The following is a 24,240-nucleotide window of genomic DNA, read 5'->3' as shown; positions in this document are numbered from 1 at the left end:
CGGAAGTCAGGCCAGCACGATCGAGCGAGGCTCCAGGTCCAGGGGCTCGTGGCTGGCCACCAGGAAGATGTCGCCGCTGCGGGCCCGCATCTCCGAGGCGAGCGCATCGATCGCGTGGGCGCGCGAAGCCGCATCGAGGCCGATCAGGGGTTCGTCGATCAAGGTCACGCGGGTGCGTGCCTGCAGCGCCGCCGTGATCCACAGCTTTTTCTGGGTGCCGGTCGACAGGCTGCGGATCGGGCGATCGAGGAACGGCGCCAGGCCGAACGCACCTGCATGCGCATCGAGACCCTCGAGGCTGAAGGCGGGATACAAGCCGCGCATGAAGCCCAGGAATTCATGGCCGGTGAGATGGCCGAAGGGCGTCGGGCCCGGGCCGCACCAGAAGACGTTGCGGCGGTAGTCCAGGCCGTCGGTGAACGCATCCAAGCCGTCCAGGCGAAGCGACCCCGTGCTCGGACGCAGCCCGCCGGCAAGCACCTTGAGCAAGGTGGATTTGCCGCTTCCGTTCGCGCCCTGCAGCAGCGTCAGCCCCGGCTGGATTTCCAGGTTCCAGGTCCACGTGCGGGGTGAGCCCGGATACGCGAAGGTCAGGTCATCGGCGAGCAGCATGGGGCGGCGCCTAGCGCGGGACTTCGGAAGCGAGTGCCACCAGCACGGCGGCACTCAGCAGCCAGAGTGCTCCCAGGTTGGCGGGGTCGCGGGGTCGCATGGTCACGTGCAGGAACCACGCCGCCAGGCTTGCCGAGAGATAGAGGAGCCAGGGTACCTCCCGGTGCGGGACCAAGGTAGAGACCGCGACCGCCAGTGGACCCATCGACAGAGCCGCGCAGGCGACGACCGTGCAGCGCAGGTGGGCCCGCATGCTTTCCAACGCGATGGGCAGGAGCCTGGCGTCCTGGAGAAGCGGCTGCAGTTCGAGCGTCGCGGCTTGCGCAGTCCATCGCACGATGGACAGGCTGCACACCGCAGCGATGGAGAGGCACCATCCTGCCCGCTCTGGCGAAAGCGCAATGGCAGCAGTGGCGAGGAGCATGCAGCCGGCGTGGGCCAGCAGTCCTGCCCTGAAGCAGGGGGCCACGCCGCGCAGGAGCGGAAGCCAGACCGTCGCCGCGAGAACACCGACTGGCCGCGCATGCCCGGCGCGATCATGTGCCCGGCGACTCCGCGCGCCTGTTCGCGCCCGCGCCTGCCGGCGCCGCCGCCAAGCCACCGTCAGTGCCCATGCGAATGCGGCGCAGACAGCAGGCAGGATGACGCCTGCCACCGTGGCGGCCGGCGTGCACGTGAGCCATGGCGGATTGGCATCGACCAGGATCCAGGAACCGGATGCCAGCAGGCCGAGCAGCGGAAGCAAAGCCATCAGCCCGAGGACAACGTCCGACCGCAGCATCGTCGCGGCGTCGACGGGAATCAGCCGCTCGGCGTCGGACAGCGAACGGCTCCAGAGCACGGGTTCGGCGGCCACCAGGACCAACATGCCGACTGCGGTGTAGATCGCCAGCACCCACAGCGCCCCCGTTCCCTGCGAGAGCGCCCAGAGCAAGGGGGCTGAACTGGCCGCCGCGACGGCAGATCCTTGCGCACCGAACACGGCAAGCACCAGCACGATGCCGAAGGTCCAGCGTCGCAGGAAATCCATCAGCGCGCGGCGACACAGAAGCACGCGCATTCCGTGATAGCTGACGCGCGGGACGCACGCCGAAGTGTGGAGCTCACGCGCGTTTGCAGCCAATCCGCTCGGGGTCGTCTTCGACCAGGTCATGGGAGGACAGGGAGCGCATGGCGATGAGCACCAGCAGGTCGCTGGCGGCCAAGGCCATCATCAAAGCCGAAAAGAGCGAGACCGCTGGACTGGCGGCCAGCAGGGCTGCCGCAGCTGGAAGAAGACCCAGGACAATGAAGGGAGTCGCAGCGACCACGCGGTATTGCCACACGGACATGACTCCGGCGATCTTGACGTAAGGAAGTAGGCGTGACAAGCGGAATCCCATCGAGACGCTGACCGGCATGCCGCGTGTGACGATCCTCGCTGCCACGAAGTGCAGGCATTCGTGGACGACCACGCCCATGATGGCCGAGGAGAGGAGCGCGAACTTCCCGCCGGGGAAATGGTCGGCGTGAAGGTGCTGCCTCCACACGAGCCAATAGACCACCTTGGTCCCGAGGTACAGCAACACCGCCAACAGCAGGCCAAACACGCTTCCGCGCAGCATGGAAATCGAATGCATCGCTTCCCCTCCACCTCGCGCGTACCTGCATGCGCATGCGCCTGCAGGTACGCGACCGATCATCAGTAGGCGTCTGCTGCGTACAGCAGCAGGACCGCTCCGATGATGAGGGCGGGCAGCAGCCCGCCTGCGACGACTTCGATTTCCTCGACGGTGAGTTCGTTCATCATTTCTCCTTGTGGTTAGGACATGCCGCGACGCGGCTCCCAGACTGTCGACGCGGCGCAGGTCGTCCGCATCCCTCTACGTGAGGGGAGCGCACCGGTGTCCTCGACATCCCGCGCCACCGCGGTCACCTCAGACAAGCTCATGACGCGGCCCATCCGTGAGCGCTGTCCCACAATCGGTCCCCCTCTCCCCTGAAGATCGATCATGGAACTGCGTCCCCTCGGCCGCTCGGCCCTGCAAGTCTCCCCGCTCTGCTTCGGCGGCAACGTGTTCGGCTGGACCGCCGACGAGAAGACCTCGTTCTCGCTGCTCGATGCCTGGCTCGATGCGGGCTTCAACTTCGTCGACACCGCCGACGTCTATTCGCGCTGGGCGCCGGGCCACACCGGTGGCGAGTCGGAGACGGTGATCGGCAAGTGGCTGCGCCAGTCGGGCAAGCGCGACAAGGTCGTGATCGCGACCAAGGTCGGCATGGACATGGGCGACGGCAAGGCCGGCCTGAAGGCGGACTACATCAAGCGCGCCGTCGAGGACTCGCTGCGCCGCCTGCACACCGACCGCATCGACCTGTACCAGGCGCACAAGGACGACGAGGCCACGCCGCTGGAGGAGACCCTCGAGGCGTTCGCCGGCCTGGTCAAGCAGGGCAAGGTGCGCGCGATCGGTGCGTCCAACTACAGCGCGGCGCGCCTGCGCGAAGCGCTGGACACCAGCACGCGCATGGGCCTGCCCCGCTACGAGACGCTGCAGCCGCTGTACAACCTGTACGACCGCGCGGTGTTCGAGCAGGACCTGCAGCCGCTGTGCGTGCAGGAGGGCGTGGGCGTCATCAACTTCTATGCATTGGCCGCGGGCTTCCTCACCGGCAAGTACCGCAAGGCCGAGGATGCGGGCAAGAGCCCGCGCGGCGCGGCCACGACGAAGAAGTACCTCAACGACCGCGGCCTGCGGATCCTGGCGGCGCTGGACGATGTCGCCAGGCAGGTGGGCGCCACGCCCGGGCAGGTGGCCGTCGCCTGGGTCATGGCGCAACCCGCAGTCGTGGCGCCGATCGCCAGCGCGACGTCGCTGGCCCAGCTGAAGGACCTGGTGCAGGCCTCGCAATTGCGCCTGGACCCGCAGGCGCTCGCACGGCTGAACCAGGCCAGCGCCGAGTCGTGAAGATGCGACTTCGGCCTGCATGGCCTTCGCGAGTGCTTTCGTAGACTTGCGGCCATGACGCCGCCGCCCAAGCCCCATCCGCTGCTGCTGGGCGATTCGGGCACTCCCGGGGCGGCATCGCCGACGACGGCCCGTCTCCTCGACGACATCGACTGGAGCGAGACGCCGCTGGGGCCACCGCAGCAGTGGCCGCAGAGCCTGCGCATCGCGGTGAGCATCTGCCTCAACTCGCGCTTCCCCATGTTCGTGTGGTGGGGCCCGTCGCTGGTCAACATCTACAACGACGCGTACATCCCGATCCTCGGCAAGAAACATCCGCGCGCGTTCGGCCGTCCGGCGCGCGAGAGCTGGAGCGACATCTGGGACGTGCTCGGGCCGCAGGTCGACACCGTGATGAACCAGGGGCGCGCCACCTGGAACGAGCGCGTGCTGCTGCAGATGGAACGCAATGGCTATCCCGAGGACACCTGGTTCACCTGGTCGTACAGCCCGATCCATGACGACCAGGGTGGCATCGGCGGCCTGTTCTGTGCCTGCACGGAGGAGACGCCCGCCGTGCTGGCGGAACGAGAACGCGACCGGCTGGTGCGCGAAGCCCAGGACACCGCCCGCACGCTGGAGACCTGGTTCGACCACGCGCCGGGCTTCGTGGCCCTGCTGCGCGGCCGCGACCTGGTCTTCGAGATGGTCAACGAGGCCTACTACCAGCTGGTGGGCCACCGCGACATCGAGGGCAGGCCGGCCTTCGAGGCCTTGCCCGAGATGCGGCACCAGGGGTTCGAGGAGATCCTGGGCCGCGTCTACGACACCGGCGAGCCCTTCATCGGCCGGGGGTTGCCGTTGTCCGTGCAGCGCGACGCCGCGGCCACGCCGCAGGAGCGTTTCATCGACTTCATCTACCAGCCGGTGCGCAATGCCGACGGCCAGGTGGGTGGCATCTTCGTCCAGGGCTACGACGTCACCGACCAGGTGCTGGCCGTCAAGGCCCTGCGCGACGACGACCGCCGCAAGGACGAATTCCTCGCCACGCTCGCGCACGAGCTGCGCAATCCGCTCGCGCCCATCCGCCAGGCCGCGGCCGTCGCGCGTTCACCGGCCGCGGACACGCAGCGCCGCACCTGGGCGCTGGACGTGATCGAGCGGCAGGCCTCGCACATGGCGCTGCTGCTGGACGACCTGCTGGACATCTCGCGCATCTCGCGCGGCCGGCTGGTGCTGCGGCTGGAGCCGGTGGAACTGCGCGAGGTGGTGCACTCCGCGCTGGAGACCGTGCGCCCGCTGGTGGAGCGCAAGAACCACATCCTGGACGTGAAGCTGCCGGCGCAGCCGCTGCGGCTGAACGTCGACGCCATGCGGCTCGCGCAGGTGCTGTCCAACCTGCTGTCCAACGCCGCCAAGTACACCGACGAAGGCGGCCGCATCGAGCTCGTGGCGGGGCAGGAGGGCGACGAGGTCGTGATCCGCGTGCGGGACAACGGCATCGGCCTGGAGCCCAGGGCGCTGGCCGAGATCTTCGAGATGTTCTCGCAGGTCTCCAGTGCGCTGGACCGCGCGGAGGGCGGCCTGGGCATCGGGCTCTCGCTCAGCCGCGGACTGGTCGGGCTGCACGGCGGCACGCTGCAGGCCGACAGTGCCGGGCCCGGCGAGGGATCGGAGTTCACGGTCCGCCTTCCGGGCTCGGTGGTGGTCGGTGCGTCGGCGAAGCAGCCGGACCTGTCCCCGCCGGCCGCGGCGCGCGCCGGCCGCCTGATCCTGGTGGCGGACGACAACCCCGACGCGCTGCAGACCATGGGCGCGCTGCTGGAGATCGAGGGCCATCGCGTCGAGCTGGCCGCCAACGGCGAGCAGGCCCTGGCCGCCGCCCAGGCGCTCAAGCCCGAGGTGGCGGTGCTGGACATCGGCATGCCCGGCCTGAACGGCTACGAGGTGGCCCGCCGCATCCGGGCCCAGCCGTGGGGCGCCGACATCCGGCTGATCGCGCTGACCGGCTGGGGCCAGGCCGAGGACGTCGAGCGGGCGCATGCGGCGGGCTTCGACCACCACGTCACCAAGCCGGTCGACCTGGACGCGCTGCAGGAGCTCGTCGGCGCCTGAGCCGCGGCCGCGCTGGCGCGCCCGGACTGCCGGCACGTGGTGGCTGCCCGCAACAGTGGCGCCCGGGTGGGGTGTTCCACCTGTTCCGTCGCGCGAATCTCCGCTTTACACTCGCGCGTCATGGCCAAGGAAGAACTGATCGAAATGCGGGGCCGGGTGGAGGAAGTCCTGCCCGACTCGCGGTACCGCGTGGTCCTCGAAAACGGCCACAACCTCGTCGCGTACAGCGGCGGCAAGATGCGCAAGAACCACATCCGCATCATCGCCGGCGACTACGTGACGCTGGAGCTGTCGCCTTACGACCTGAACAAGGGCCGCATCATGTTCCGCCACCTGCCGCCGCGCGGCAGCGAAGGCAACCCCAGCCCGGCTGGCGGCAACTACCGCCGCTGAGGCCTTCGCCGGCGCGGCGGACGCGCCTCTCAGGCGTCGGTGCGGCGCCGCTCCGCGATCAGCTGCAGCAACTGCTGCGCGTGCACGGGCTTGGTCAGGTGGGCGTCGAAGCCCGCGTCGAGCGATAGGCCCATGTCGTGCTCCTGGCCCCAGCCCGTGGCAGCCACCAGCAACGCCTGACGGCCCCAAGGCAGCTCGCGCACGCGGCGCGCCACTTCGCGACCGTCCAGGTCGGGCATGCCCAGGTCCAGCACCAGCACCAGCACCTGCGGCTGGTGTTCGGTGGCCAGGCGCAGGGCCTCGTGGCCGCCGGCCGCCGCCAGCGTGCGAAGGCCCGCCTTCTCCAGCAGCTTGGTCATGCCCCAGATGACGTCCGGGTTGTCGTGGGCGACCAGAACAAGTTCGCCGCCCGCGGACGTGGATGGGGCGACCGGCTCGGCGTCCGCCGGGGCTTGGCGTGCCGGCACCGTGCGCAGCAGCGGCAGGCCGAAGGTCACGCTGCAGCCGTGGCCAGGGCCGGCCGAGGTTGCACTGATCCAGCCGCCGTGCAGTTGGACCATGCTGCGCGCCAGCGCCAGCGCCAGCGCCAGCCCGAGGCCGAGCCCGCCGGCTGCCTGGACCCCCAGCCGATCGCGGCCGAGCGGAACATCGGGTCGATGGCCGGCCGCACGTGGTTCTCCCGTGCGCCCCGGCTGAGGCGGATGCCATCCGGCTCCAGCAGCATGTGGTGAACGGGAGGTGCGACGTAGATCGTTCCTGGTTTCGGGCGCTCGCCCTGCCTGGGATGCACCGCGCGGGCGGGACCCCGGCGCGACAGCGACTCGGGCAGCACGCTGTGCTGTGCGCCGATGTGGAGCGTCACGGCAACGATCGCCGACAGGTGCGGCGGCAGCAGCGCCGCGATGCGCATGAGTGCGCCCACGCCCCCCAGCGAGGCGCCGAGAACGACGACGTGCGAATCCGGCATGGTGGTCGGTGGCCATCATTCCGCGCCACTGGGCCGGGGCGGCCAAGCCGCCGCGCCGAGCCGGCGTAGCCCGCGTCCCACACCCGGCGCAGCAGCCGTTGCGGCTGCCGCGCCTCGCGATCAGCGCTGGGGCGGTTGGGTCGAGGCGGCGCTCTCGGTCCAGCCACCGCCCAGGGACCGGTACAGCAGCACCTGGTTCTGCAGGCGCGCCAGGCGCGTCTGGATCTCGCCCTGCCTGGCGGTGAAGAAGGACCGCTGCGCATCCAGCAGGTCCAGCGAGCTGGACACGCCGGCGTCGTAGCGCATCTGGGACAGGCGCATGCGCACCGACTCGGCCTGCGCCACGGCGGTCTGCGCGTCGAGCTGCTCGGTGAGCGTCGCGCGGCCGGCGAGGGCGTCGGACACTTCCTTGAACGCCTGCTGGATCGCGCGCTCGTACTGCGCCACGGCGATGTCGCGCTGCACGTTGGCCGAGCGCAGGCCGGCGGCATTGCGGCCGGCATCGAAGATCGGCAGCAGCAGTTGCGGGGCCACGGTGTAGGCCCACTTGCCGCCGCCGTCGAACAGGCCCGACAGCTCGGAGCTGGCACGGCCCGCGCTGGCGGTGAGCGAGATGCGCGGGAAGAACGCGGCCCGCGCCGCGCCGATGTTGGCGTTGGCGGAGACCAGCACCTGCTCGGCCTGGCGCACGTCGGGACGCGCCGCCAGCACCTCGGATGGCACGCCGCCCGGCACGTCGGGCAGCACCACCGCCGCCATCGTCGTGCCGCTGGTGAAGTCGGTGGGCAGCGGCTGCCCCACGAGCAGGCCCAGCGTGTCGAGGTCGAGCGCGCGCTGGCGCTGCTGCTGCGCGAGCGAGACCCGCGCGGTCTGGAACAGCGATTCGGCCAGGCGGAAATCCAGCTCGGAGGACACGCCGTTGTCGAACCGCAGCTTGGTGAGGCGCAGTGTCTCCTCGCGCGTGCGCAGCGTGTCCTGCGTCAGCGCCAGCAACTCCTCGTCGGCAACCAGGCTGAGCCACGTGTTCGCAACCGAGGACAGCAGCGTGATCTGCGCTGCCTTGCGGCCTTCGTCGGTGGCCAGGTACTGCGCCACGGCCGCTTCGCTCAGGCTGCGCAGGCGCCCGAAGAAGTCCAGCTCCCAGGCCGAGACGGCGACGCCGGCCTGGTAGGTGGTGGTCTGCACGCCGTTGGCATTGGGTGCGCGCGAGGCACTGGCGGCCACGCCGACGGTGGGATAGATGTCGGCGCGGCGGATGTCGTACTGCGCGTGCGCCTGCTCGACGTTGAGAACAGCGATGCGCAGGTCGCGGTTGTTGGCCAGGGCCGCAGCCATCAGGCCACGCAGCTTTTCGTCGGCGAAGAACCGTTGCCAGTCCAGCTGCGCCGCGGGCGTGCCCTCGGTGGCGGACGGGTAGGGGAAGGCCGCGGGCACTGGGGCTGCAGGGCGCTCGTACGTCGGGATGAACGAGCAGCCCGCCACCAGCGATGCGGCCACGAATGCCAGGGCCGTGTGTCGGAAGGTCGTCATACCTGGTCTCCCCGCGTCGCGCCCGCGGGCAGTTCGTGCTCCGCGTACTCGTGGGTGTAGAGCTTGCGCTGCCGCTCGCTGCCGGTGAAGAAGCCGCGCACCACGACGAAGAAGATCGGCACGAAGAACACCGCCAGGCCCGTGCCCGAGAGCATGCCGCCCAGCACGCCGGTGCCGATGGCACGCTGGCTGGCCGAGCCCGCGCCGGAGGCGATCGCCAGCGGCAGCACGCCCAGGCCGAACGCCATCGAGGTCATGATGATCGGCCGGAACCGCAGGTGCGCCGCGGCCAGCGCCGACTCGATCACGCTCTTGCCCTGCGCCTGCAGGTCCTTGGCGAACTCGATGATCAGGATCGCGTTCTTGGCCGAGAGGCCGATGATGGTGATCAGGCCGACCTGGAAGTACACGTCGTTGGCGTAGCCGCGGAACATGGTGGCCAGCAGCACGCCCAGGACGCCGAGCGGCACCACCAGGATCACCGCCAGCGGGATCGACCAGCTCTCATACAGCGCCGCCAGCGCCAGGAACACCGCCAGGATCGCGAAGCCGTACAGGATCAGCGCCTGCGAGCCGGCCTGCTTCTCTTCGCGCGACTGGCCCGTCCACTCGTAGCCGAAGCCGGGCGGCAGCTTGGCCGCGAGCTTTTCCATCTCGTCGAGCGCGGCGCCGCTGCTGGCGCCGGGTGCCGCCTGCCCCGAGATGCGCATCGCGGGATAGCCGTTGTAGCGCACGGTCTGCATCGGCCCGGTGATCCAGCGCGTGCTGGCGAACGCCGACAGCGGCACCGTCTTGCCACCGGTGCTGAGCACGTTGATGCGCAGCAGGTCCTCGGGCTGCATGCGCGCGGGCGCATCGGCCTGCACGATCACGCGCTGCAGCCGGCCCCTGTTCGGGAAGTCGTTGATGTACGACGAACCGAGCGACGTCGACAACGCGCTGTTGATCGCATCGAAGCCAACGCCCAGGGCCTGCGCCTTGTCGCGATCGATGTCCAGCTGCAGCTGCGGCGCGTCCTCCAGGCCCTCGGGGCGCACCTGCGCGAGCACCTTGCTCTGCGAAGCCATGCCGAGCAGCTGGTTGCGCGCGTTCAGCAACGCCTGGTGGCCGTTGCCGCCGCGGTCCTGCAGGCGGAAGGTGAAGCCGGACGCAGTGCCCAGTTCGGGGATCGGTGGCGGCGACAGCGGGAAGATGAACGCGTCGCGCACGGCCATGAGCGCGCCGAATGCGCGGCCCGCCAGGGCGGCGGCCGAATGCTGTTCGCCCTTGCGCTCGTCCCACGGCTTGAGCGTGACGAACGCCAGGCCCGCGTTCTGGCCCTGGCCGGAGAAGGAGAAGCCGAGCACGCCGACCATGCTCTGCACCTCGGGCTGCTTGAGGATGAAGCCCTCCACCTGCTGCATCACGTTGGTGGTGCGCTCGAGCGTCGCGCCCGGGGGCAGCTGCACGTTCACGATGATGTAGCCCTGGTCCTCCTGCGGCAGGAACGACGTGGGCAGCCGTACGTAGAACAGCGCGGCCGCGGCGCCGATGGCCGCGTACAGGAACAGGTACCAGGGCGCGCGGCGCAGCACGCGCGCCACGATGCCTTCGTAGCCGTGCGCGGTGCGCCGGAAGCCGCGGTTGAACCAGCCGAAGAAGCCGCCCTTCTCGATGTGGTGCCCGGCCTCCACCGGCTTCAGCAGCGTGGCGCACAGGGCCGGCGTGAGCGACAGCGCCATGAAGGCCGAGAACGCGATCGAGGCCACCATCACCGCCGAGAACTGGCGGTAGATGTTGCCGGTCGACCCGGCGAAGAACGCCAGCGGCACGAACACCGAGATCAGCACCACGGTCACGCCGACGATGGCGCCGGAGATCTGGCTCATGGCCTTGCGGGCCGCATCGCGCGGTGGCAGGCCTTCCTCGCTCATGATGCGTTCGACGTTCTCGACCACCACGATGGCGTCGTCCACCACGATGCCGATCACCAGCACCATGCCGAACATGGTGAGCACGTTGATCGAGAACCCGAGAGCCAGCAGCACCGCGAAGGTGCCCAGCAGCGCCACGGGCACCACGATGGTCGGGATCACGGTGTAGCGCCAGTTCTGCAGGAACAGGAACATCACCAGGAACACCAGCACCACCGCCTCGACCAGCGTCTCGACGACCTGGCTGATCGAGATGCGGATGAAGCGCGAGCTGTCGTACGGGATGTCCCACTTCATGCCGCGCGGGAAGTAGGGCGCCAGTTCCGCCATCCGCTTGCGGATCGAATCGGCGGTGGCCAGGGCGTTGCCGGTGGGCGAGAGCTGCACGCCGATGCCAGTGGACGGCTTGCCGTTCAGGCGCGCCGAGCTGGCGAACGACTGGGCATTGAGCTCGACCCGCGCCACGTCCTTCAGCCGCACGGTGGAGCCGTCGGTGTTGGCGCGCAGCACGATGTTGCCGAACTGCTCGGGCGTGGACAGCTGGCCCGGCACCACCACGGTGGCCGAGATGGCCTGTCCTTCGGTGATCGGCAGGTCACCGATGCTGCCTGCGGACACCTGCGCGTTCTGCGAGCGGATGGCGGCGTTGACATCAGCGGGCGAGAGATTGAAGCCGACCAGCTTCTCCGGATCGAGCCAGATGCGCATCGCCGCCTCGGTGCCGAACAGCTGCGCCTGGCCCACGCCCGGCAGCCGCTGGATCTCGGGCAGCACGTTGCGCGAGGCGTAGTCGCCCAGCATCACCGGCGTGTAGTTGGGGTCGTCGGACGACAGGATGGCGAACAGGAGGAAGTTGCTGCGCGCCTTGTCCACGCGCACACCCTGCTGGGTCACTGCTGCCGGCAGGCGAGGCGTCGCGCGCGCGAGCCGGTTCTGCACGTCCACCTGCGCGAGGTCGGGATTGGTGCCCGGCTCGAAGCTGATGGTGATCTGGCCCACGCCGTTGGCCTGCGTGACCGACTCCATGTACAGCATGCCCGGCGAGCCGTTCATCTCCTGCTCGATGACGGAGATGACGCTTTCCTCCAGCGTGCTGGCCGACGCGCCCGGGTAGGTGGCGGTGAGCACGATCGAGGGCGGCGCCACCGGCGGGTACTGCGAGATCGGCAGCTTCGTGATCGACACGCCGCCGAGCACGAGGACGAAGAGGGCGATGACCCACGCGAAGATGGGTCGGTCGATGAAGAACTTGGCCATGCGGCGACGGCCTCAGGAGGACTTGGCGCCCGATGCGCCCTTGCCGGCCGCAGGTGCCGCGCCGCCCTTGTCGTTGGCCCGCTGGCCTCCACCCTGCGCACCTGCGGGCGCGCCGCCCGGCTGGGCCGCTCCATCCGCCTTCCACGGCACCGCCTTCACCGGCGTGCCCGGCGGCAACATCTGCAGCTTCATCGTGCCGTCGACGACCACCTGCTCGCCGGCCTTCAGGCCGTCCAGGATGATCCAGTTGCCTTCCTGCGCGCCACCGACCTTCACCGGCCGCGGCTGCACGTGTCCCTGCTGGTCGACCACCAGCACGCTGTCGCCCTGGCCCGAGCGCGTGACGGCCTGCTGCGGCAGCAGGATCGCGTTGGTCGCCCTGGCCTGCTCGAGCCGCACGCGCACATACATGCCGGGCAGCAGGAAGTTCTGCGGGTTGGGCACCTCGGCGCGCACCGTCACCTGCCCGCTGGTGGGATCCACCTGCAGGTCGGAGAACAGCACACGCGCGGGCTGCGGGTAGACGCTGTTGTCTTCCAGCACGACCTTCGCATTGGCGCCGTCGCCGGAGCGCTTGAGGCGACCCTCGGCCACCGCGCGGCGCAGGTTCAGCACGTCGACGGAGGACTGCGTGATGTTCACGTACAGCGGATTGATCTGCTGGATCAGCGCGAGCGGCGTGGCCTCGCCCTGGCCGACCAGCGCGCCTTCGGTCACCAGCGCGCGGCCGATGCGGCCGGAGATCGGCGCGGTGACGTTGGCATACGTGAGGTTGATCTGCGCCGTGCGCACGTTGGCCTCGCTAGCGGCCACGTCCGCTTCGGCCGCCTTCTGCGCGGCGACGGCGTTCGCGTACTCCTGCTTGCTGATGGCGTTGGCTTCGACCAGCGGCTTGTAGCGGTCGGCCAGCGCCTTGGCCTGGCCCAGGTTGGCCTGCGAGCGGGCCAGTGCGGCCTTCGCGCTGGCCTCGCCGGCCTGCAGCGTCGAGGGATCGATGCGGAACAGGGGCTGGCCCTGCTTGACGTCGCTGCCCTCGCGGAACAGGCGCTGCTGCACGATGCCGGGCGTGCGTGCGCGCACCTGCGCGACGCGCGAGGCCTCGAGTCGGCCGGGGAGTTCGGTGACGAGGCCGACGTCGCCCAGCGTCACCGTGACCACACCCACTTCGGGTGGGGGCATGCCGCCCCCGGGAGCGCCGCCGGCCGCGGCGGCGCCATCGCCCTGCTTGCCGCAGGCGGCAAGCAGGAGCACGAGGGTGGGGAGCAGGAGCCGGACGGTGGGAGGCATGCGCTTGGGGGCCATCGTGTGGCCGTGTTGGGTGGGCAAAGCGCCGCAGTATACGAACGGGCCGACAGCCGCGCATTAGCCGCGGATTAGGCGCGGATGGGCGTCGCAAGGTGCATGCCACAATCGTCCGGCCATCTGCTTCGACACCCACGAACACACGTCCATGCCGCGCCGCATCTCCTTCCATGCCCATGCGGGGAGCCGCGGATGAACGCACTCGAGCGGGTGCTCTACGTCGAGGACGACTCCGACATCCGCACCATCGCCTCGATGGCGCTGGAGGCGATGGGTGGCCTCACGCTGCAGGCGTGCGCGTCGGGCGCCGAAGCCCTGGCCGTGGCCGAGGCCTTCGCGCCGCAGCTGCTGCTGCTGGACGTGATGATGCCGGGCATGGACGGCCCGACCACCCTGGGCCGGCTGCGCGAGCTGGCGGCCCTGCGCGACGTGCCCGTCATCTTCATGACGGCCAAGGTGCAGGCCAGCGAAGTGGAGCAGTACAGGGAGCTGGGCGCGCTGGGCGTGATCACCAAGCCGTTCGACCCGATGGCGCTCCCGGGCCAGGTGCAGGCGCTCTGGCAGCAGCGCGCGGGCGGCCAGCGGAACTGACCGCGCCGCGGCGCGTCAGCGGGTCGTGCCGCTGGGCGAGGGCGTGTTGCCGCTGCTGCTGGACGACGCCGACGACTTGCTCGGGTCGGCGGTCATCTTGCTGCTCTCGGCCTGCGGTGTCTTGGACGACGACGACGAGCTCGAGCTGCTTCCGGAGGCGCCCATCGACTGGGCGCTGGAGTTGCCCTGGGAGGACGCGCTGGACTTGCTCGGGTCGTCCGACATCTTGGCGCTGTCGGAAGACGACGTCGACGAAGGCGATGTCGAGGCGGCGGGCGAGCTGCTGCTGGTTGAAGGCGAGGTGGCGCTGGCGGAAGGCGAGGTGGCGCTGCTGCTGGAGGACGGTGCGCCCATCGACTGGGTGCTCGACGAGCTGTCCTTGGCCGACTGGCTGGACTTGTTCTCGGCCGACTTCTTGTCCGAATCGTCCTTGGCGGACTCGACCTTGTCCTTGGCCTTTTCGGCAGTTTCCTTGGTCTTCTCGGTGATCTTCCTGGCGGTCTCCTTGATCCGCTCGGTAATCGAGCTGCCGGACGATTGGCTGTCCGTGGCCGACGGCGTGGAGCCCGGCTTGTCCTGCTGCTGCGCGAAGGCGCCGGTGCCGGCCAGGGCGAGCGTGCAGGCCAGTGCGATGAAGGTGCGTTTCATGGGAATCTCCTTGCGAATGGCGCGATGCGGGATCACACCGCGCGCCCGCTCGCTGAGCTTGTCGGAGACCGCCGGCTTCATGCGTCGGAGCGGCAAGTCGCCTTGCCCGCCGTAGGCCCGTCCGTTCTGCGCTAAGGTGCGGGCCGAGCCAACACCCGCATCCCATGAGCCCCAACCTCGACCTGGCCGCCATCGTGCGCGGCCTGCATGCCGCCCGCGACGACTGGCGCACGGCCCACCATCGTGATGCGCGCGGCCGCGAGCTGCCGTCGCCCCAGGTCATCGAGCAGATGGTCGAGCAGCTGAAGGGCGCGCTGTTCCCGATGCGCCTGGGGCCGCCGCAGCTGCGCAGCGACAGCGAGGACTTCTACGTGGGCCACACGCTCGACGCCGCCATGCTGGCCCTGCAGGGCCAGGCCGTGCTCGAACTGGGACACGCCGGCCGCGAGGCACGGCTGCCCGAGCCGCAACTGCTGGAACGCGCCGCCCGCGTGGTGCGCGAGTTCGCCCAGGCGCTGCCGGAAATCCGGCGGCTGCTCGACACCGACGTGATGGCCGCGTGGCAGGGTGATCCGGCCGCGCGCAGCGTCGACGAAGTGCTGCTCTGCTACCCGGGCGTGCTGGCGATGATCCACCATCGCCTGGCGCACAAGCTCTATGCGCTGGGCCTGCCGCTGCTGGCGCGCATCGTGGCGGAGATCGCGCACAGCCGCACGGGCATCGACATCCACCCGGGCGCCACCATCGGCCGCGGCTTCTTCATCGACCATGGCACCGGCGTCGTGATCGGCGAGACGGCCGTCATCGGCGAGCGCGTGCGGCTGTACCAGAACGTCACGCTGGGCGCGAAGCGCTTCCCCGTGAACGACGACGGCACGCTGGCCAAGGGCCAGCCGCGGCACCCGATCCTGGAGGACGACGTGGTGATCTACGCGGGCGCCACGGTGCTTGGGCGCGTGACCATCGGCAAGGGCGCGGTGATCGGGGGCAACGTCTGGCTGACCCACGACGTGCCCGCAGGCGGCAGCGTGTCGCAGGCACGCACCAGTGAAGGCCACGGCGTCGCCTGAGCGGCGCCGCTGCGGCACCTAGGCTTCGACGCGCGAGACCCAGGCGAAGCCCGAGGGTCGGCGGAACAGGCGGCGCAGGCCGTTGCGCAACGCCCAGCTTGCCAGCAGGGCGAACGCCAGTGTGATTGCACTGTGCAGGCCGGAAGCCATCCAGCGCACCATCGCCAGCCGTTGTGGATCGACGGGCCGCCGTGCCACTTCGACCCGTGGCTTCGCCGGGGTCACGCCATCGCACGCTTCGGCCGTGCTGGTCACCACTTCGTGGCCCTGCAGGTCACGCACGATGATGCGGCAGGCCGGCGGCGGCTTGGCTTCCGTCGCTCCCAGTAGCCACAAAGCGTAGTCGGGCGGTTCGCCGTCGGCCAGCCACGGTGCGGCGGCGATGCGCAGCGCCAGCACCAGCAGCACCGCGGTGCACAGCAGCCAGAGCCACGCATAGACCGTGAAGCTGCCGGGCGACATGAACCGTCGCGGCTGGCGCTGGGCATGGCAGGAAGGGCAGGCGACCGCACGCGGGGCGATCCAGGCGCGGCAGATCGGGCAGGTGGGACAGCGGAGGACGGCGGGCATGGCGCAGTGCCTGCATCATGCAACGCCTTGCGCCTGAGTCAAGGCGGGAAAGCGGACCTTTGTCACTGCTGGGGCATGGTCCGTTCGGGCCTCCGCCGGCCCGACGGTCAACGCATCAGTCGGGCGAGCACGACAGCAGCGGCCAGGGCGCCCAGCCACACGCCCCAGGCACTGCGGACCTGCGGCTGCATGCCTGCGCGGCCGCGGTCATCGCCTTCGCCGGGGGCGGTGCGGCCGGCGCCGGAGCGGGGCAGCGTGCGCCGTGACGTGGACGCGTCGCGTGCACCCGCGGTCGCGTCCAGGCCGGCGTCGCCCTCGGGCGCGAGCAGCACGCCCGCGCGGCGCACCTGCGGACGGCCGGGCTGGTCGCGCACCTGGGCCAGCGAAGCGAGGGTGGAAGTGCCTTCCTCGACGTCGAGATCCGATTCGGCGTCGGGCAGGTGGGTGTCTCCGGTGAGTTTGAGATTGCCTTTGGCGTTGGGCATGGCTGCTCCTGCAATGCGCTCAATCTAGGGCCGTGCCGCACGCCCGCCTGTAGGACGCTCCCGCAGCGGCTTGCTTGACGCGGCCCGCAGCGGCTCGTTTGCGGTGGCGTCGTGCCTCAGCCTGGAAGCGCCTCGCCCTGCCGCAGGAAGCGCAGCGCCTCGTCCCGCAACGGCGCGAAGCGCAGCGCCACCAGGTCCACCAGGTAGTTCTGCGCCAGCTTCCAGGGCTTGCGATCGCCTTGCCTGGGCAGCATGCCCAACGCACGCTGTACGTAGCCGGAGGAGAAGTCGAGGAACCGCTGCTCGCCGACCGAGGGATCACGCACGGGCACGACGACCGCGCACCGGGTGGCATCCATGCGCGCGAGCAGGCGGCACACGTAGCGCGCCGTGAGGTCGGCCTTCAGCGTCCACGACGCATTGGTGTAGCCGAAGGTGGACGCGAGATTCGGCACCCCGCTGAACATCGTCCCCTTGTAGACCAGCGACTTCGACAGATCGCGGGGCACGCCATCCACCGCGATCTGCGCATCACCCAGCAGGTTCAGCCGCAGGCCGGTGGCGGTGACCACGATGTCGGCCTCGAGTTCGCGCCCTGATGCGAGCCTGATGCCGCGCTCGGTGAAGCTGGCGATGGTGTCCGTCACGACCGATGCGGTTCCGGCCGAGATCGCGCGAAAGAGATCCGCGTCCGGCACCAGGCACAGGCGCTGGTCCCACGGGTTGTAGCGCGGCGTGAAGTGCGCCATGTCATAGCCGGGCGGCAACTGGTCGGCCGCCATCTGCGTCAAGCGCTGCGCCACCTTCTGCGGCCGCCTGCGCGCCAGCCGGTAGAAGAACTGCTGCAGGAAGACATTCTTGGTGCGCACCAGGCGGTACGCCAGCATCGGTGGCAGCCGCCGCTTCAGGCCCTCGGCGATGCGGTCCACCGCGGGACGCGAGACGACGTAGGTGGGCGATCGCTGCAGCATGGTGACGTGCGCCGCCGTGCGCGCCATCTCCGGCACCAGCGTCACCGCGGTCGCGCCGCTGCCGATCACGACCACGCGCTTGCCCCGGTAGTCCAGGTCCTCGGGCCAGGACTGCGGATGCACGATGCGGCCGCGGAACGCCTCCTCGCCCGGGAACTGCGGCCGATGTCCCTGTGCGTAGCTGTAGTAGCCGCTGCACATCCAGAGGAAGCTGCAGGCCAGTTGCACCGAGCGGCCGTCTGCCAGCGAGACGTCCAGCAGCCAGCGGCTGCGCGACGACGACCAGTTCGCGCGCACGAGCCGGTGACCGAAGCGGATGTGGCGATCGATGCCGCGCTCGGCCGCGGTCTCGCGCACATAGGTGCGGATCGCCGGGCCGTCGGCGATCGCCTTGCCGTTGCGCCATGGCTTGAACTCGTAGCCCAGCGTGTACATGTCCGAGTCCGATCGGATGCCCGGGTACCGGAACAGGTCCCAGGTGCCACCGATCGCGTCGCGTGCTTCCAGGATGGCGTAGCGGCGTTGCGGGAACTCGCGCTGCAGGTGGGCGGCGGCGCCGATGCCGGACAGGCCGGCGCCCACGATCACCACGTCCAGGTCGTCGCCGGCCAAGCGGGTGTCGGCGGACATCTCACGCGGCCTTCAGTCCGGTGCGGCGGGCGATGCCCTGCGCCATCACCTTCCAGTAACCCACCGGCATCAGCCGCTGCAGGAACACGGCCTGCTTCGCGTCTTCGCCCACCAGCACCCGCGGTTCGCGCCGCGCGATGCCGTCGGCGATGATGCGCGCCGCTTCCGCGGGCGGCATGACGAGCACCTTCTTCCAGCGTTCCTCGGCCTCGGCCAGTTGCGCCGGCGTCGCGTTGCGCGGGATCTTGGCGCTGCTGGCGATCGCGGTGCGCACGCCGCCCGGATGCACCACCGTCACCTGCACCGGCGAGCCGGCCGCTTCCAGCTCGTGCCGCAGCGACTCGGAGAAGCCGCGCAGCGCGAACTTGCTGGCGCAGTAGGCCGTCTGCCCGGGCGTCGCGACGATGCCCAGCACGCTGGACACGTTGACGATCTGCGCCGCTGGCTCCCTGGCCAGCAGCGGCAGGAAGGCGCGCGTGAGCCGCACCGGCGCCCCGAAGTTGATGTCCATCAGCAGGTCGAAGTCGGCCGCATCCACCTGCTCGAAGGTGCCGCCCAGCGCGATCCCGGCGTTGTTCACGAGCAGCGTCACGCGGCCGTGCTCCGCGACCACCGCCTGCGCCCAGGCGGCGGACATCGCGCGGTCGGTGACGTCGAAGGCGTGCGTGCTGACCTTGATGCCTGTCCGGCGCGCCTGTTCCGCCGTGGTCTCGAGCGCGGACGTGTGCCGGTCGGCCAACGCGAGGTGCATGCCCCGGCGTCCCAGTTCGAGCGCCAGCGCCGCCCCGATGCCGCTGCCCGCGCCCGTGATCGCCGCCACGCCGCCCTTCAGGTTCCACGCTGCCTTCGCCATTGCGTCTCCGTTGGCGCACACGCGCCGGAAGGCGGAGCATAGGGGACGCTCGTGGGGGGCGCTGTCGCGTTGGCCGCACGGAAGGCTGCCATCCAGGGCTTGACGCGGGATCCAGTGCTTGTTCGAGCATCGCACTGGATTGCGGGTCAAGCCCGCAATGACACCGGAAGAGGCCTTGGCAGGCAGCGCCTGCCGCGCCCCGAACGCTCAGCCTGGAGCCTCAGCCGACCGCCGCTTCCTCGTCGTCCGGATCCTCCAGCTGCTGCAACTGGTACAGCCGCTGGTAGATGCCGCCGGCGATGTCCATGAGCGCCTCGTGCGTGCCCGCCTCCGCGATGCGGCCGTGGTTGAGCACCAGGATGCGGTCGGCGTCGCGCACGGTGGAGAGCCGGTGCGCGATGGCGACCACCGTCACGCGGCCGTGCAGGCCGGCCAGCGCGCGCTGCACCACCTGCTCGGTCTCGGAGTCGATGTGCGCCGTGGCCTCGTCGAGGAACAGGATGCGCGGGTCGCCGGCCAGCGCGCGGGCGATGGCGATCAGCTGCTTCTGGCCGACCGACAGGCGCGCGCCGCCTTCGCCGAGCGGCGTGTCATAGCCCTGCTCGAGGCCCAGGATGAACTCGTGCGCATGCGCTGCGCGGGCGGCTGCCTCGACCTGCGCATCGCTGATCGCGCGCCCCATCGCGATGTTCTCGCGCGCGGTGGCGGCCAGCAGGAACGGCTCCTGCGGCACCAGGCCCACGCGGTCGCGCAGGTGATCCTCGCCGATCTGCTCTAGCGGAGCGCCGTCGATGCGGATGCTGCCCGCGGGCGCGGGATAGAAGCGCAGCAGCAGCGACAGCAGCGTGCTCTTGCCGCTGCCGGTGTGGCCGACGATGCCCCAGAAGCTGCCCGGCGCGATGGCGATGTCGATGCCCTGCAGCACCGGCCGGCCGGGCTGGTAGGCGAAGTCCAGCTTCTCGATGCGGATCGCGCCTTCCCGCACCTCGCCGCGCGGCGCGGCCTCCGGGATCTCGGCCTCCTTGAGCAGCGCATGCACCCGCGCTGCGCCGACCATCGCCTGCTGCAGCTGCGAGAACTGCATCGTGATCTGGGTCAGCGGCTCCACGACGCGCGCGATGTAGCTCACGAACGCATACAGCACCCCGACCTCCACCGCGCCCAGCGCGCCGCCCTGGCTGCGCAGGCCGAACATGCCGATCACCGACGCCAGCAGCACCACGTTCAGCAGGTCCAGCATCGGACGCAGCAGCCAGGCGTTGGCGCGCAGCTCGGTCTGCCGCGAGGCGTAGTGCGCCTGGTTCAGCGCCGCGAAGCGGTCGCGGAAGCGCGCCGTGGCGTTGGCCGACTGCAGCACAGGCATGCCCGCGATCGATTCGGCCATCTGCGCGTTCAGTTCGCTGCGCAGCTCGCGCGTGCGGGTCACGGCCGGCGCCGACAGCCGCTGGTAGACGGCGACGATCAGCACCACCGCAGGCAGCAGCACCAGCACCGCCAGCATCAGCCGCCAGTCGAGCCACAGCATCGCGATGGCCGCGCCGATCAGCACGATCACGCTGTCCAGCATCACGAACAGCACCTGCACGTAGAGCGACTTCACCGCCTCGGTGTCGTTGGTGACGCGGCTCACCAGCTGGCCGGTGATGGCGCGGTCGAAGAACGCCATCGGCAGCCGCAGCACATGGCCGTACACCTCCTCGCGCACGCGCTGCACCGAGCGCATCGCCAGGCCGGCCAGCCGCCAGAGCTGCCGGTAGCGCAGCCAGCTGGAAAGCACGCCCGCGACCAGCGCCCCGAGCAGCAATGCGCCGATCTGCACCAGTGCGGCATTGCGCGGCAGCAGGTAGTGGTCGATCAGGTACTTGCCGATCAGCGGACCCAGCGCCTCCAGGGCCGCCGCCGCGATGAGCCACAGCGTGGCCAGCCAGAAGTGGCGCGCATCGGGGCGCGCGGCGCGCACCAGCAGGCGGGCCGACTCGCCCAGCAGGTCGCGGCGGCTCGTGGCCCGGCCGTCGGGCGCCGTCGTCGTGAGGGACTCAGCTGGCATCGAGGCTCGCTTGCAGTTGCTGGTAGCGCCACTGGCGTGCGTACCAGCCGTCGTGGTCGAGCAGGGCCGCGTGCGTGCCTGCTTCGACGACGCGTCCGGCCTGCAGCACCACCGTGTGGTCGGCATCGGCCACGGCGCTCAGGCGGTGCCCGGCGATGACGACGGTGCGCCCCAGCCGCGCCTGGCGCAGGTGGCCAAGGATGCGCGCCTCGGTCTCGGTGTCGACCGCGGACACCGCGTCGTCCAGCAGCAGCAGCGGCGCGTCGGCGAGGAGGGCGCGGGCGATGGCCACGCGCTGCCGCTGGCCGCCAGAGAGGGTGACGCCACGTTCGCCCACGGGCGTGTCGTAGCCCTGGGGCAGTCGCAGGATGTCCTCGTGCACGGCCGCGAGGAGCGCCGCTTCGATCACCTGCTCGCGGGTGGCACCGGGCTTCGCGAGCGCGATGTTGTCGGCGACGCTGGCCGAGAACAGGAAGGCTTCCTGCGGCACCCAGGCGATCGCGGTTCGCAGCGCATCCAGCGTGTAGTCGCGCAGCGCGATGCAGTTCCAGGCGATGGTGCCGGCCTCCGGCGCGTGGTGCCGCAGCAGCAGGCGCAGCAGCGTGGACTTGCCAGCGCCGGTGGGCCCGACCAGTCCCAGCGTCTGGCCCGGCTCGAGACGTAGCGACACGTCGCGCAGGGCCGGGCGCGCCTGGCCGGGATAGTGGAAGGCGACGTGCTGCACCTCGAGCGGCCCGCTCGCGACCTGCTCCTGCGTGCCATGGTCGTCGACCGACAGCGGCGCATCCAGCACGGGCTGCAGCCGGTTCCAGGCCGCGGTGCCGCGCTGCACCAGCGACAGCACCCAGCCGGCCGCGAACATCGGCCAGATCAGCTGGCCCAGGTACATGCTGAAGCTGGTGAGCTGGCCGACCGTGAGCTGGTCGCGCCACACCAGCCAGCCGCCCACGCCCAGCGTGAGGACCGTGGCGGCCGAGAGCGTGAAGCCCACGGCCGGCTCGTACGCGGCCTCCCACCGCTGCGCCGAGAGGCTGGCCTCGGCGGCCCCGCTGGCCAGCTGCGAGAAGCGCGCGGTGCTGCGCGCCTGCAGGCCCAGCGCGCGCACGGTGCGCACGCCGGCCAGCGTTTCCTGCACGTGGTCGTTGAGATGGCCGAATCGCTCCAGCGACAGCCGCGAGGCGTCGTGCACGTGGCGCGAAATCCACCAGAACGACAGCGCCATCAGCGGGAACGGCAGCAGCGCCACGCCCGCCAGGCGCGCATCGACGCCGAGCGACATGGTGGCGACCACCAGCACCAATGTCAGCGTGCCATCGAAGCCGGCCAGCATGGCTTCGCCCGCGGCCATCTCCACGGCGTCGATGTCGTTCGTGGCGAGCGCCATCAGGTTGCCGGTGCGGCTGGTCTGGAAGAACGCCGGTCCCTGCAGCGACAGGCGCGTGTAGAGACGCTGGCGCAACTCGACGCCCAGGCGATAGGCAGCGGCATACAGCTGCAGCCGCCAGCCCACGCGCAGCAGGTAGACCACCGCGCCGGCGCCAACGAGCAGTGCCAGTTCGCGCACCAGCACGCCGCCGGCCAGGTTGCTGGCCACCAGCGCGTCGACCATCCTGCCGACCTGGCGCGGGATCCACACCGTGAGCAGCGCGATGCCCACGAGCATCACCGCCGACCCCGCATAGGCGGTCCAGTGACGGCGCAGGAAGGAGCCGACGAGGCGGTAGAGGGACATGCGAGGGAAGGGCGGCGGCGCGCGCGCGGGCGCGGCGCGGCGCGGAAAGCGGCCGATTCTAGTGGGGCCACATAATTCGCGGCACAACGAAGGAGACATCCCCATGGTTCCGTTCCGCACTTGCGTCGTCGCTGCCGCGGCGGCCCTGCTGGTGGCCTGCGCCGCGCCGACACCGCCCTCTGTCGTCGCGCCGGATGCCGCCGCCCGCATGGCCCGCATCGGCCACGTGGTGGTGATCTATGCCGAGAACCACAGCTTCGACAACATGTACGGGCTGTTCCCCGGCGCCGAGGGCATCGCGCAGGCGACGCCGGAGCAGTACGTGCAGCGTGACCACGACGGCACGCCGCTGCCCGAGCTGGTGGTGTTCGGTCCCGACGGCAAGCCCAACCCGGCTTTCCCGCGCATGCCGAACCGCCCGTTCCGCATCGACGCGCCGCCGGTGAGCCGTCCGCCGACGACGATCGTGCCGAGCCCGATCCACGCCTTCTTCCACAATCAGGAACAGATCGATGGCGGCCGCAACGACAGGTTCGCCGCGATGTCCACCGTCGGCGGCTGGGTGATGGGCCACTACGACGGCAGCCAGTTCGAGCTGTGGCGCTGGGCGCAGGAGTACACGCTGGCCGACCACTTCTTCATGGGTGCGTTCGGCGGCTCCTATCTCAACCACCAGTACCTGGTGTGCGCCTGCGCGCCGCGGCATGCCGACGCACCGGCGTCGATGCGGGCGCGCCTGGACGCGCAGGGCAAGCTGGAGAAAAAGCCCAGCTCGCCCTCGGCGCGCGACGGCGCCGTGCAGGTGTACAGCAGCGGCGGCGGGCAGGTGACACCGGACGGCTGGTCGGTCAACACCTCGCAGCCGCCGTACCAGCCGAGCGGCATCGCGCCCGCGGCGGACGGCCCGCTGACCATGGCCGATCCGGCAGGCAATGCCTCCAGCGGCGTGCCCGTGCCGCCGCAGACCGCCCGCACCATCGGCGACACGCTGTCCGCGCGCGGCGTGCAATGGGCCTGGTATGCCGGCGGCTGGATGCAGGCGCTGGCCGACGGCATGCAGGCGCCCGCCGTCAAACGCAGCATCATCTACACGCGCTCGCCGACCTCGCCCAACTTCCAGCCGCACCACCAGCCGTTCAACTACTTCGCGCGCTTCGCTCCGGGCACGCCCGACCGCGCCCAGCACCTGAAGGATGGCGACGAGTTCATGCAGGCCATCGACGCCGGCACCCTGCCCGCGGTCAGCTTCTACAAGCCGGCCGGCGTGAACACGCAGCATCCGTCGTACACCGACATCGCCACCGGCGACGAGCACATCGCGGCGGTGCTGGAGCGCCTGCGCCGCAGCCCGCAGTGGAACGACATGCTGGTGGTGGTGACCTACGACGAGAACGGCGGCTACTGGGACCACGTGCCGCCGCCGTCCGGCAAGGGCTGGGGTGACCGTTTCGGGCCGGGCACGCGCATCCCGACGCTGCTGGTCGGACCGATGGTGAAGAAGGGCTACGTCGACAAGACGCCCTACGACACGACCTCGATCCTGAAGTTCATCACCGAGCGCTTCGACCTCGAGCCGTTGCCCGGCGTGCGCGCGCGCATGGGTGACCTGACGAACGCGCTGCAGTGA

General features: G+C 70.4%; 22 protein-coding genes. 7 read left to right on the top strand and 15 right to left on the bottom strand.

Features of this window, described 5'->3' with window-relative positions; all coding sequences use genetic code 11:
* Positions 1-6: 6 nt before the first annotated feature.
* The 4 genes from ACPWT1_RS21025 to ACPWT1_RS21010 all read right to left on the bottom strand — a co-directional run bounded on the left by ACPWT1_RS21025 (position 7) and on the right by ACPWT1_RS21010 (position 2,398).
* On the bottom strand, positions 7-612 hold the full coding sequence (locus tag ACPWT1_RS21025; protein WP_427913072.1) for an ABC transporter ATP-binding protein: 606 nt from the start codon (positions 610-612) through the stop codon (positions 7-9).
* A gap of 10 nt (positions 613-622) precedes the next feature.
* Positions 623-1,765: a hypothetical protein gene (locus ACPWT1_RS21020; RefSeq protein WP_427913071.1), complete on the bottom strand. Its 1,143-nt coding sequence runs from the start codon at positions 1,763-1,765 to the stop codon at positions 623-625.
* The gene (locus ACPWT1_RS21015; RefSeq protein WP_427913070.1) at positions 1,716-2,231 is read right to left on the bottom strand and encodes a metalloprotease family protein; all 516 of its coding nucleotides are present in this window, start codon (positions 2,229-2,231) and stop codon (positions 1,716-1,718) included. Before ACPWT1_RS21015 ends, ACPWT1_RS21020 begins: the two co-directional genes overlap by 50 nt.
* Before the next feature lie 62 nt (positions 2,232-2,293).
* Positions 2,294-2,398 carry a class IIb bacteriocin, lactobin A/cerein 7B family gene (locus ACPWT1_RS21010; protein WP_427913069.1) on the bottom strand — a complete coding sequence of 35 codons (105 nt, stop codon included), beginning with the start codon at positions 2,396-2,398 and terminating at the stop codon, positions 2,294-2,296.
* A 205-nt stretch (positions 2,399-2,603) separates the two neighbouring features.
* On the opposite strand from ACPWT1_RS21010, the gene ACPWT1_RS21005 reads away from it, so the two are divergent.
* From ACPWT1_RS21005 to infA, 3 genes are all read left to right on the top strand, one after another.
* Positions 2,604-3,560, top strand: a complete 957-nt coding sequence (locus tag ACPWT1_RS21005; protein WP_427913068.1) for an aldo/keto reductase — start codon at positions 2,604-2,606, stop codon at positions 3,558-3,560.
* A gap of 54 nt (positions 3,561-3,614) precedes the next feature.
* Complete coding sequence (locus ACPWT1_RS21000; RefSeq protein WP_427913067.1) at positions 3,615-5,654, top strand: hybrid sensor histidine kinase/response regulator; 2,040 nt, start codon at positions 3,615-3,617, stop codon at positions 5,652-5,654.
* A 120-nt stretch (positions 5,655-5,774) separates the two neighbouring features.
* Complete coding sequence (infA, locus tag ACPWT1_RS20995) at positions 5,775-6,047, top strand: translation initiation factor IF-1 (protein WP_427913066.1); 273 nt, start codon at positions 5,775-5,777, stop codon at positions 6,045-6,047.
* 29 nt (positions 6,048-6,076) lie between these two features.
* On the opposite strand, the gene ACPWT1_RS20990 is transcribed toward infA, so the two are convergent.
* The 5 genes from ACPWT1_RS20990 to ACPWT1_RS20970 all read right to left on the bottom strand — a co-directional run bounded on the left by ACPWT1_RS20990 (position 6,077) and on the right by ACPWT1_RS20970 (position 13,001).
* The gene (locus ACPWT1_RS20990; protein WP_427913065.1) at positions 6,077-6,607 is read right to left on the bottom strand and encodes a response regulator; all 531 of its coding nucleotides are present in this window, start codon (positions 6,605-6,607) and stop codon (positions 6,077-6,079) included.
* A complete protein-coding gene (locus ACPWT1_RS20985) occupies positions 6,541-7,014 on the bottom strand; it encodes a chemotaxis protein CheB (RefSeq protein WP_427913064.1) in 474 nt (157 codons plus the stop codon). The genes ACPWT1_RS20990 and ACPWT1_RS20985 overlap by 67 nt, the downstream gene beginning before the upstream one ends.
* Before the next feature lie 120 nt (positions 7,015-7,134).
* On the bottom strand, positions 7,135-8,544 hold the full coding sequence (locus ACPWT1_RS20980; protein ID WP_427913063.1) for an efflux transporter outer membrane subunit: 1,410 nt from the start codon (positions 8,542-8,544) through the stop codon (positions 7,135-7,137).
* Positions 8,541-11,714, bottom strand: coding sequence for an efflux RND transporter permease subunit (locus tag ACPWT1_RS20975; protein ID WP_427913062.1), 3,174 nt, complete (start codon positions 11,712-11,714; stop codon positions 8,541-8,543). The genes ACPWT1_RS20980 and ACPWT1_RS20975 overlap by 4 nt, the downstream gene beginning before the upstream one ends.
* A gap of 12 nt (positions 11,715-11,726) precedes the next feature.
* Positions 11,727-13,001: an efflux RND transporter periplasmic adaptor subunit gene (locus ACPWT1_RS20970; RefSeq protein ID WP_427913061.1), complete on the bottom strand. Its 1,275-nt coding sequence runs from the start codon at positions 12,999-13,001 to the stop codon at positions 11,727-11,729.
* Between the two features lie 207 nt (positions 13,002-13,208).
* Here ACPWT1_RS20970 and ACPWT1_RS20965 point away from each other — a divergent pair, with 207 nt between their 5' ends.
* From ACPWT1_RS20965 to epsC, 3 genes are read left to right on the top strand one after another with little or no spacing between them, the layout of a single operon-like run.
* Positions 13,209-13,607: a response regulator gene (locus ACPWT1_RS20965; protein ID WP_427913060.1), complete on the top strand. Its 399-nt coding sequence runs from the start codon at positions 13,209-13,211 to the stop codon at positions 13,605-13,607.
* Between the two features lie 46 nt (positions 13,608-13,653).
* Positions 13,654-14,370, top strand: coding sequence for a hypothetical protein (locus ACPWT1_RS20960; protein ID WP_427913059.1), 717 nt, complete (start codon positions 13,654-13,656; stop codon positions 14,368-14,370).
* A 49-nt stretch (positions 14,371-14,419) separates the two neighbouring features.
* Positions 14,420-15,325 carry a serine O-acetyltransferase EpsC gene (epsC, locus tag ACPWT1_RS20955; RefSeq protein ID WP_427913058.1) on the top strand — a complete coding sequence of 302 codons (906 nt, stop codon included), beginning with the start codon at positions 14,420-14,422 and terminating at the stop codon, positions 15,323-15,325.
* 18 nt (positions 15,326-15,343) lie between these two features.
* On the opposite strand, the gene ACPWT1_RS20950 is transcribed toward epsC, so the two are convergent.
* The 6 genes from ACPWT1_RS20950 to ACPWT1_RS20925 all read right to left on the bottom strand — a co-directional run bounded on the left by ACPWT1_RS20950 (position 15,344) and on the right by ACPWT1_RS20925 (position 22,613).
* On the bottom strand, positions 15,344-15,895 hold the full coding sequence (locus ACPWT1_RS20950; protein ID WP_427913057.1) for a hypothetical protein: 552 nt from the start codon (positions 15,893-15,895) through the stop codon (positions 15,344-15,346).
* Positions 15,896-16,002: 107 nt separating this feature from the next.
* Positions 16,003-16,380, bottom strand: a complete 378-nt coding sequence (locus ACPWT1_RS20945) for a hypothetical protein (protein WP_427913056.1) — start codon at positions 16,378-16,380, stop codon at positions 16,003-16,005.
* A 116-nt stretch (positions 16,381-16,496) separates the two neighbouring features.
* Entirely contained in the window at positions 16,497-17,981 is a 1,485-nt protein-coding gene (locus ACPWT1_RS20940) for a flavin-containing monooxygenase (protein WP_427913055.1), read from the bottom strand.
* 1 nt (position 17,982) lies between these two features.
* A complete protein-coding gene (locus ACPWT1_RS20935; RefSeq protein WP_427913054.1) occupies positions 17,983-18,834 on the bottom strand; it encodes an SDR family NAD(P)-dependent oxidoreductase in 852 nt (283 codons plus the stop codon).
* Between the two features lie 220 nt (positions 18,835-19,054).
* A complete protein-coding gene (locus ACPWT1_RS20930; protein ID WP_427913053.1) occupies positions 19,055-20,881 on the bottom strand; it encodes an ABC transporter ATP-binding protein in 1,827 nt (608 codons plus the stop codon).
* Positions 20,871-22,613, bottom strand: coding sequence for an ABC transporter ATP-binding protein (locus tag ACPWT1_RS20925; protein ID WP_427913052.1), 1,743 nt, complete (start codon positions 22,611-22,613; stop codon positions 20,871-20,873). The genes ACPWT1_RS20930 and ACPWT1_RS20925 overlap by 11 nt, the downstream gene beginning before the upstream one ends.
* 103 nt (positions 22,614-22,716) lie before the next feature.
* Here ACPWT1_RS20925 and acpA point away from each other — a divergent pair, with 103 nt between their 5' ends.
* The gene (gene acpA, locus ACPWT1_RS20920; protein ID WP_427913051.1) at positions 22,717-24,240 is read left to right on the top strand and encodes an acid phosphatase; all 1,524 of its coding nucleotides are present in this window, start codon (positions 22,717-22,719) and stop codon (positions 24,238-24,240) included.

Source organism: Ramlibacter sp. MMS24-I3-19, assembly GCF_050320135.1.
Taxonomy (GTDB): Bacteria; Pseudomonadota; Gammaproteobacteria; order Burkholderiales; family Burkholderiaceae_C; genus Ramlibacter.
Note: the sequence above shows the minus strand (reverse complement) of the source record. Positions and strands in the feature narration are given on the sequence as shown.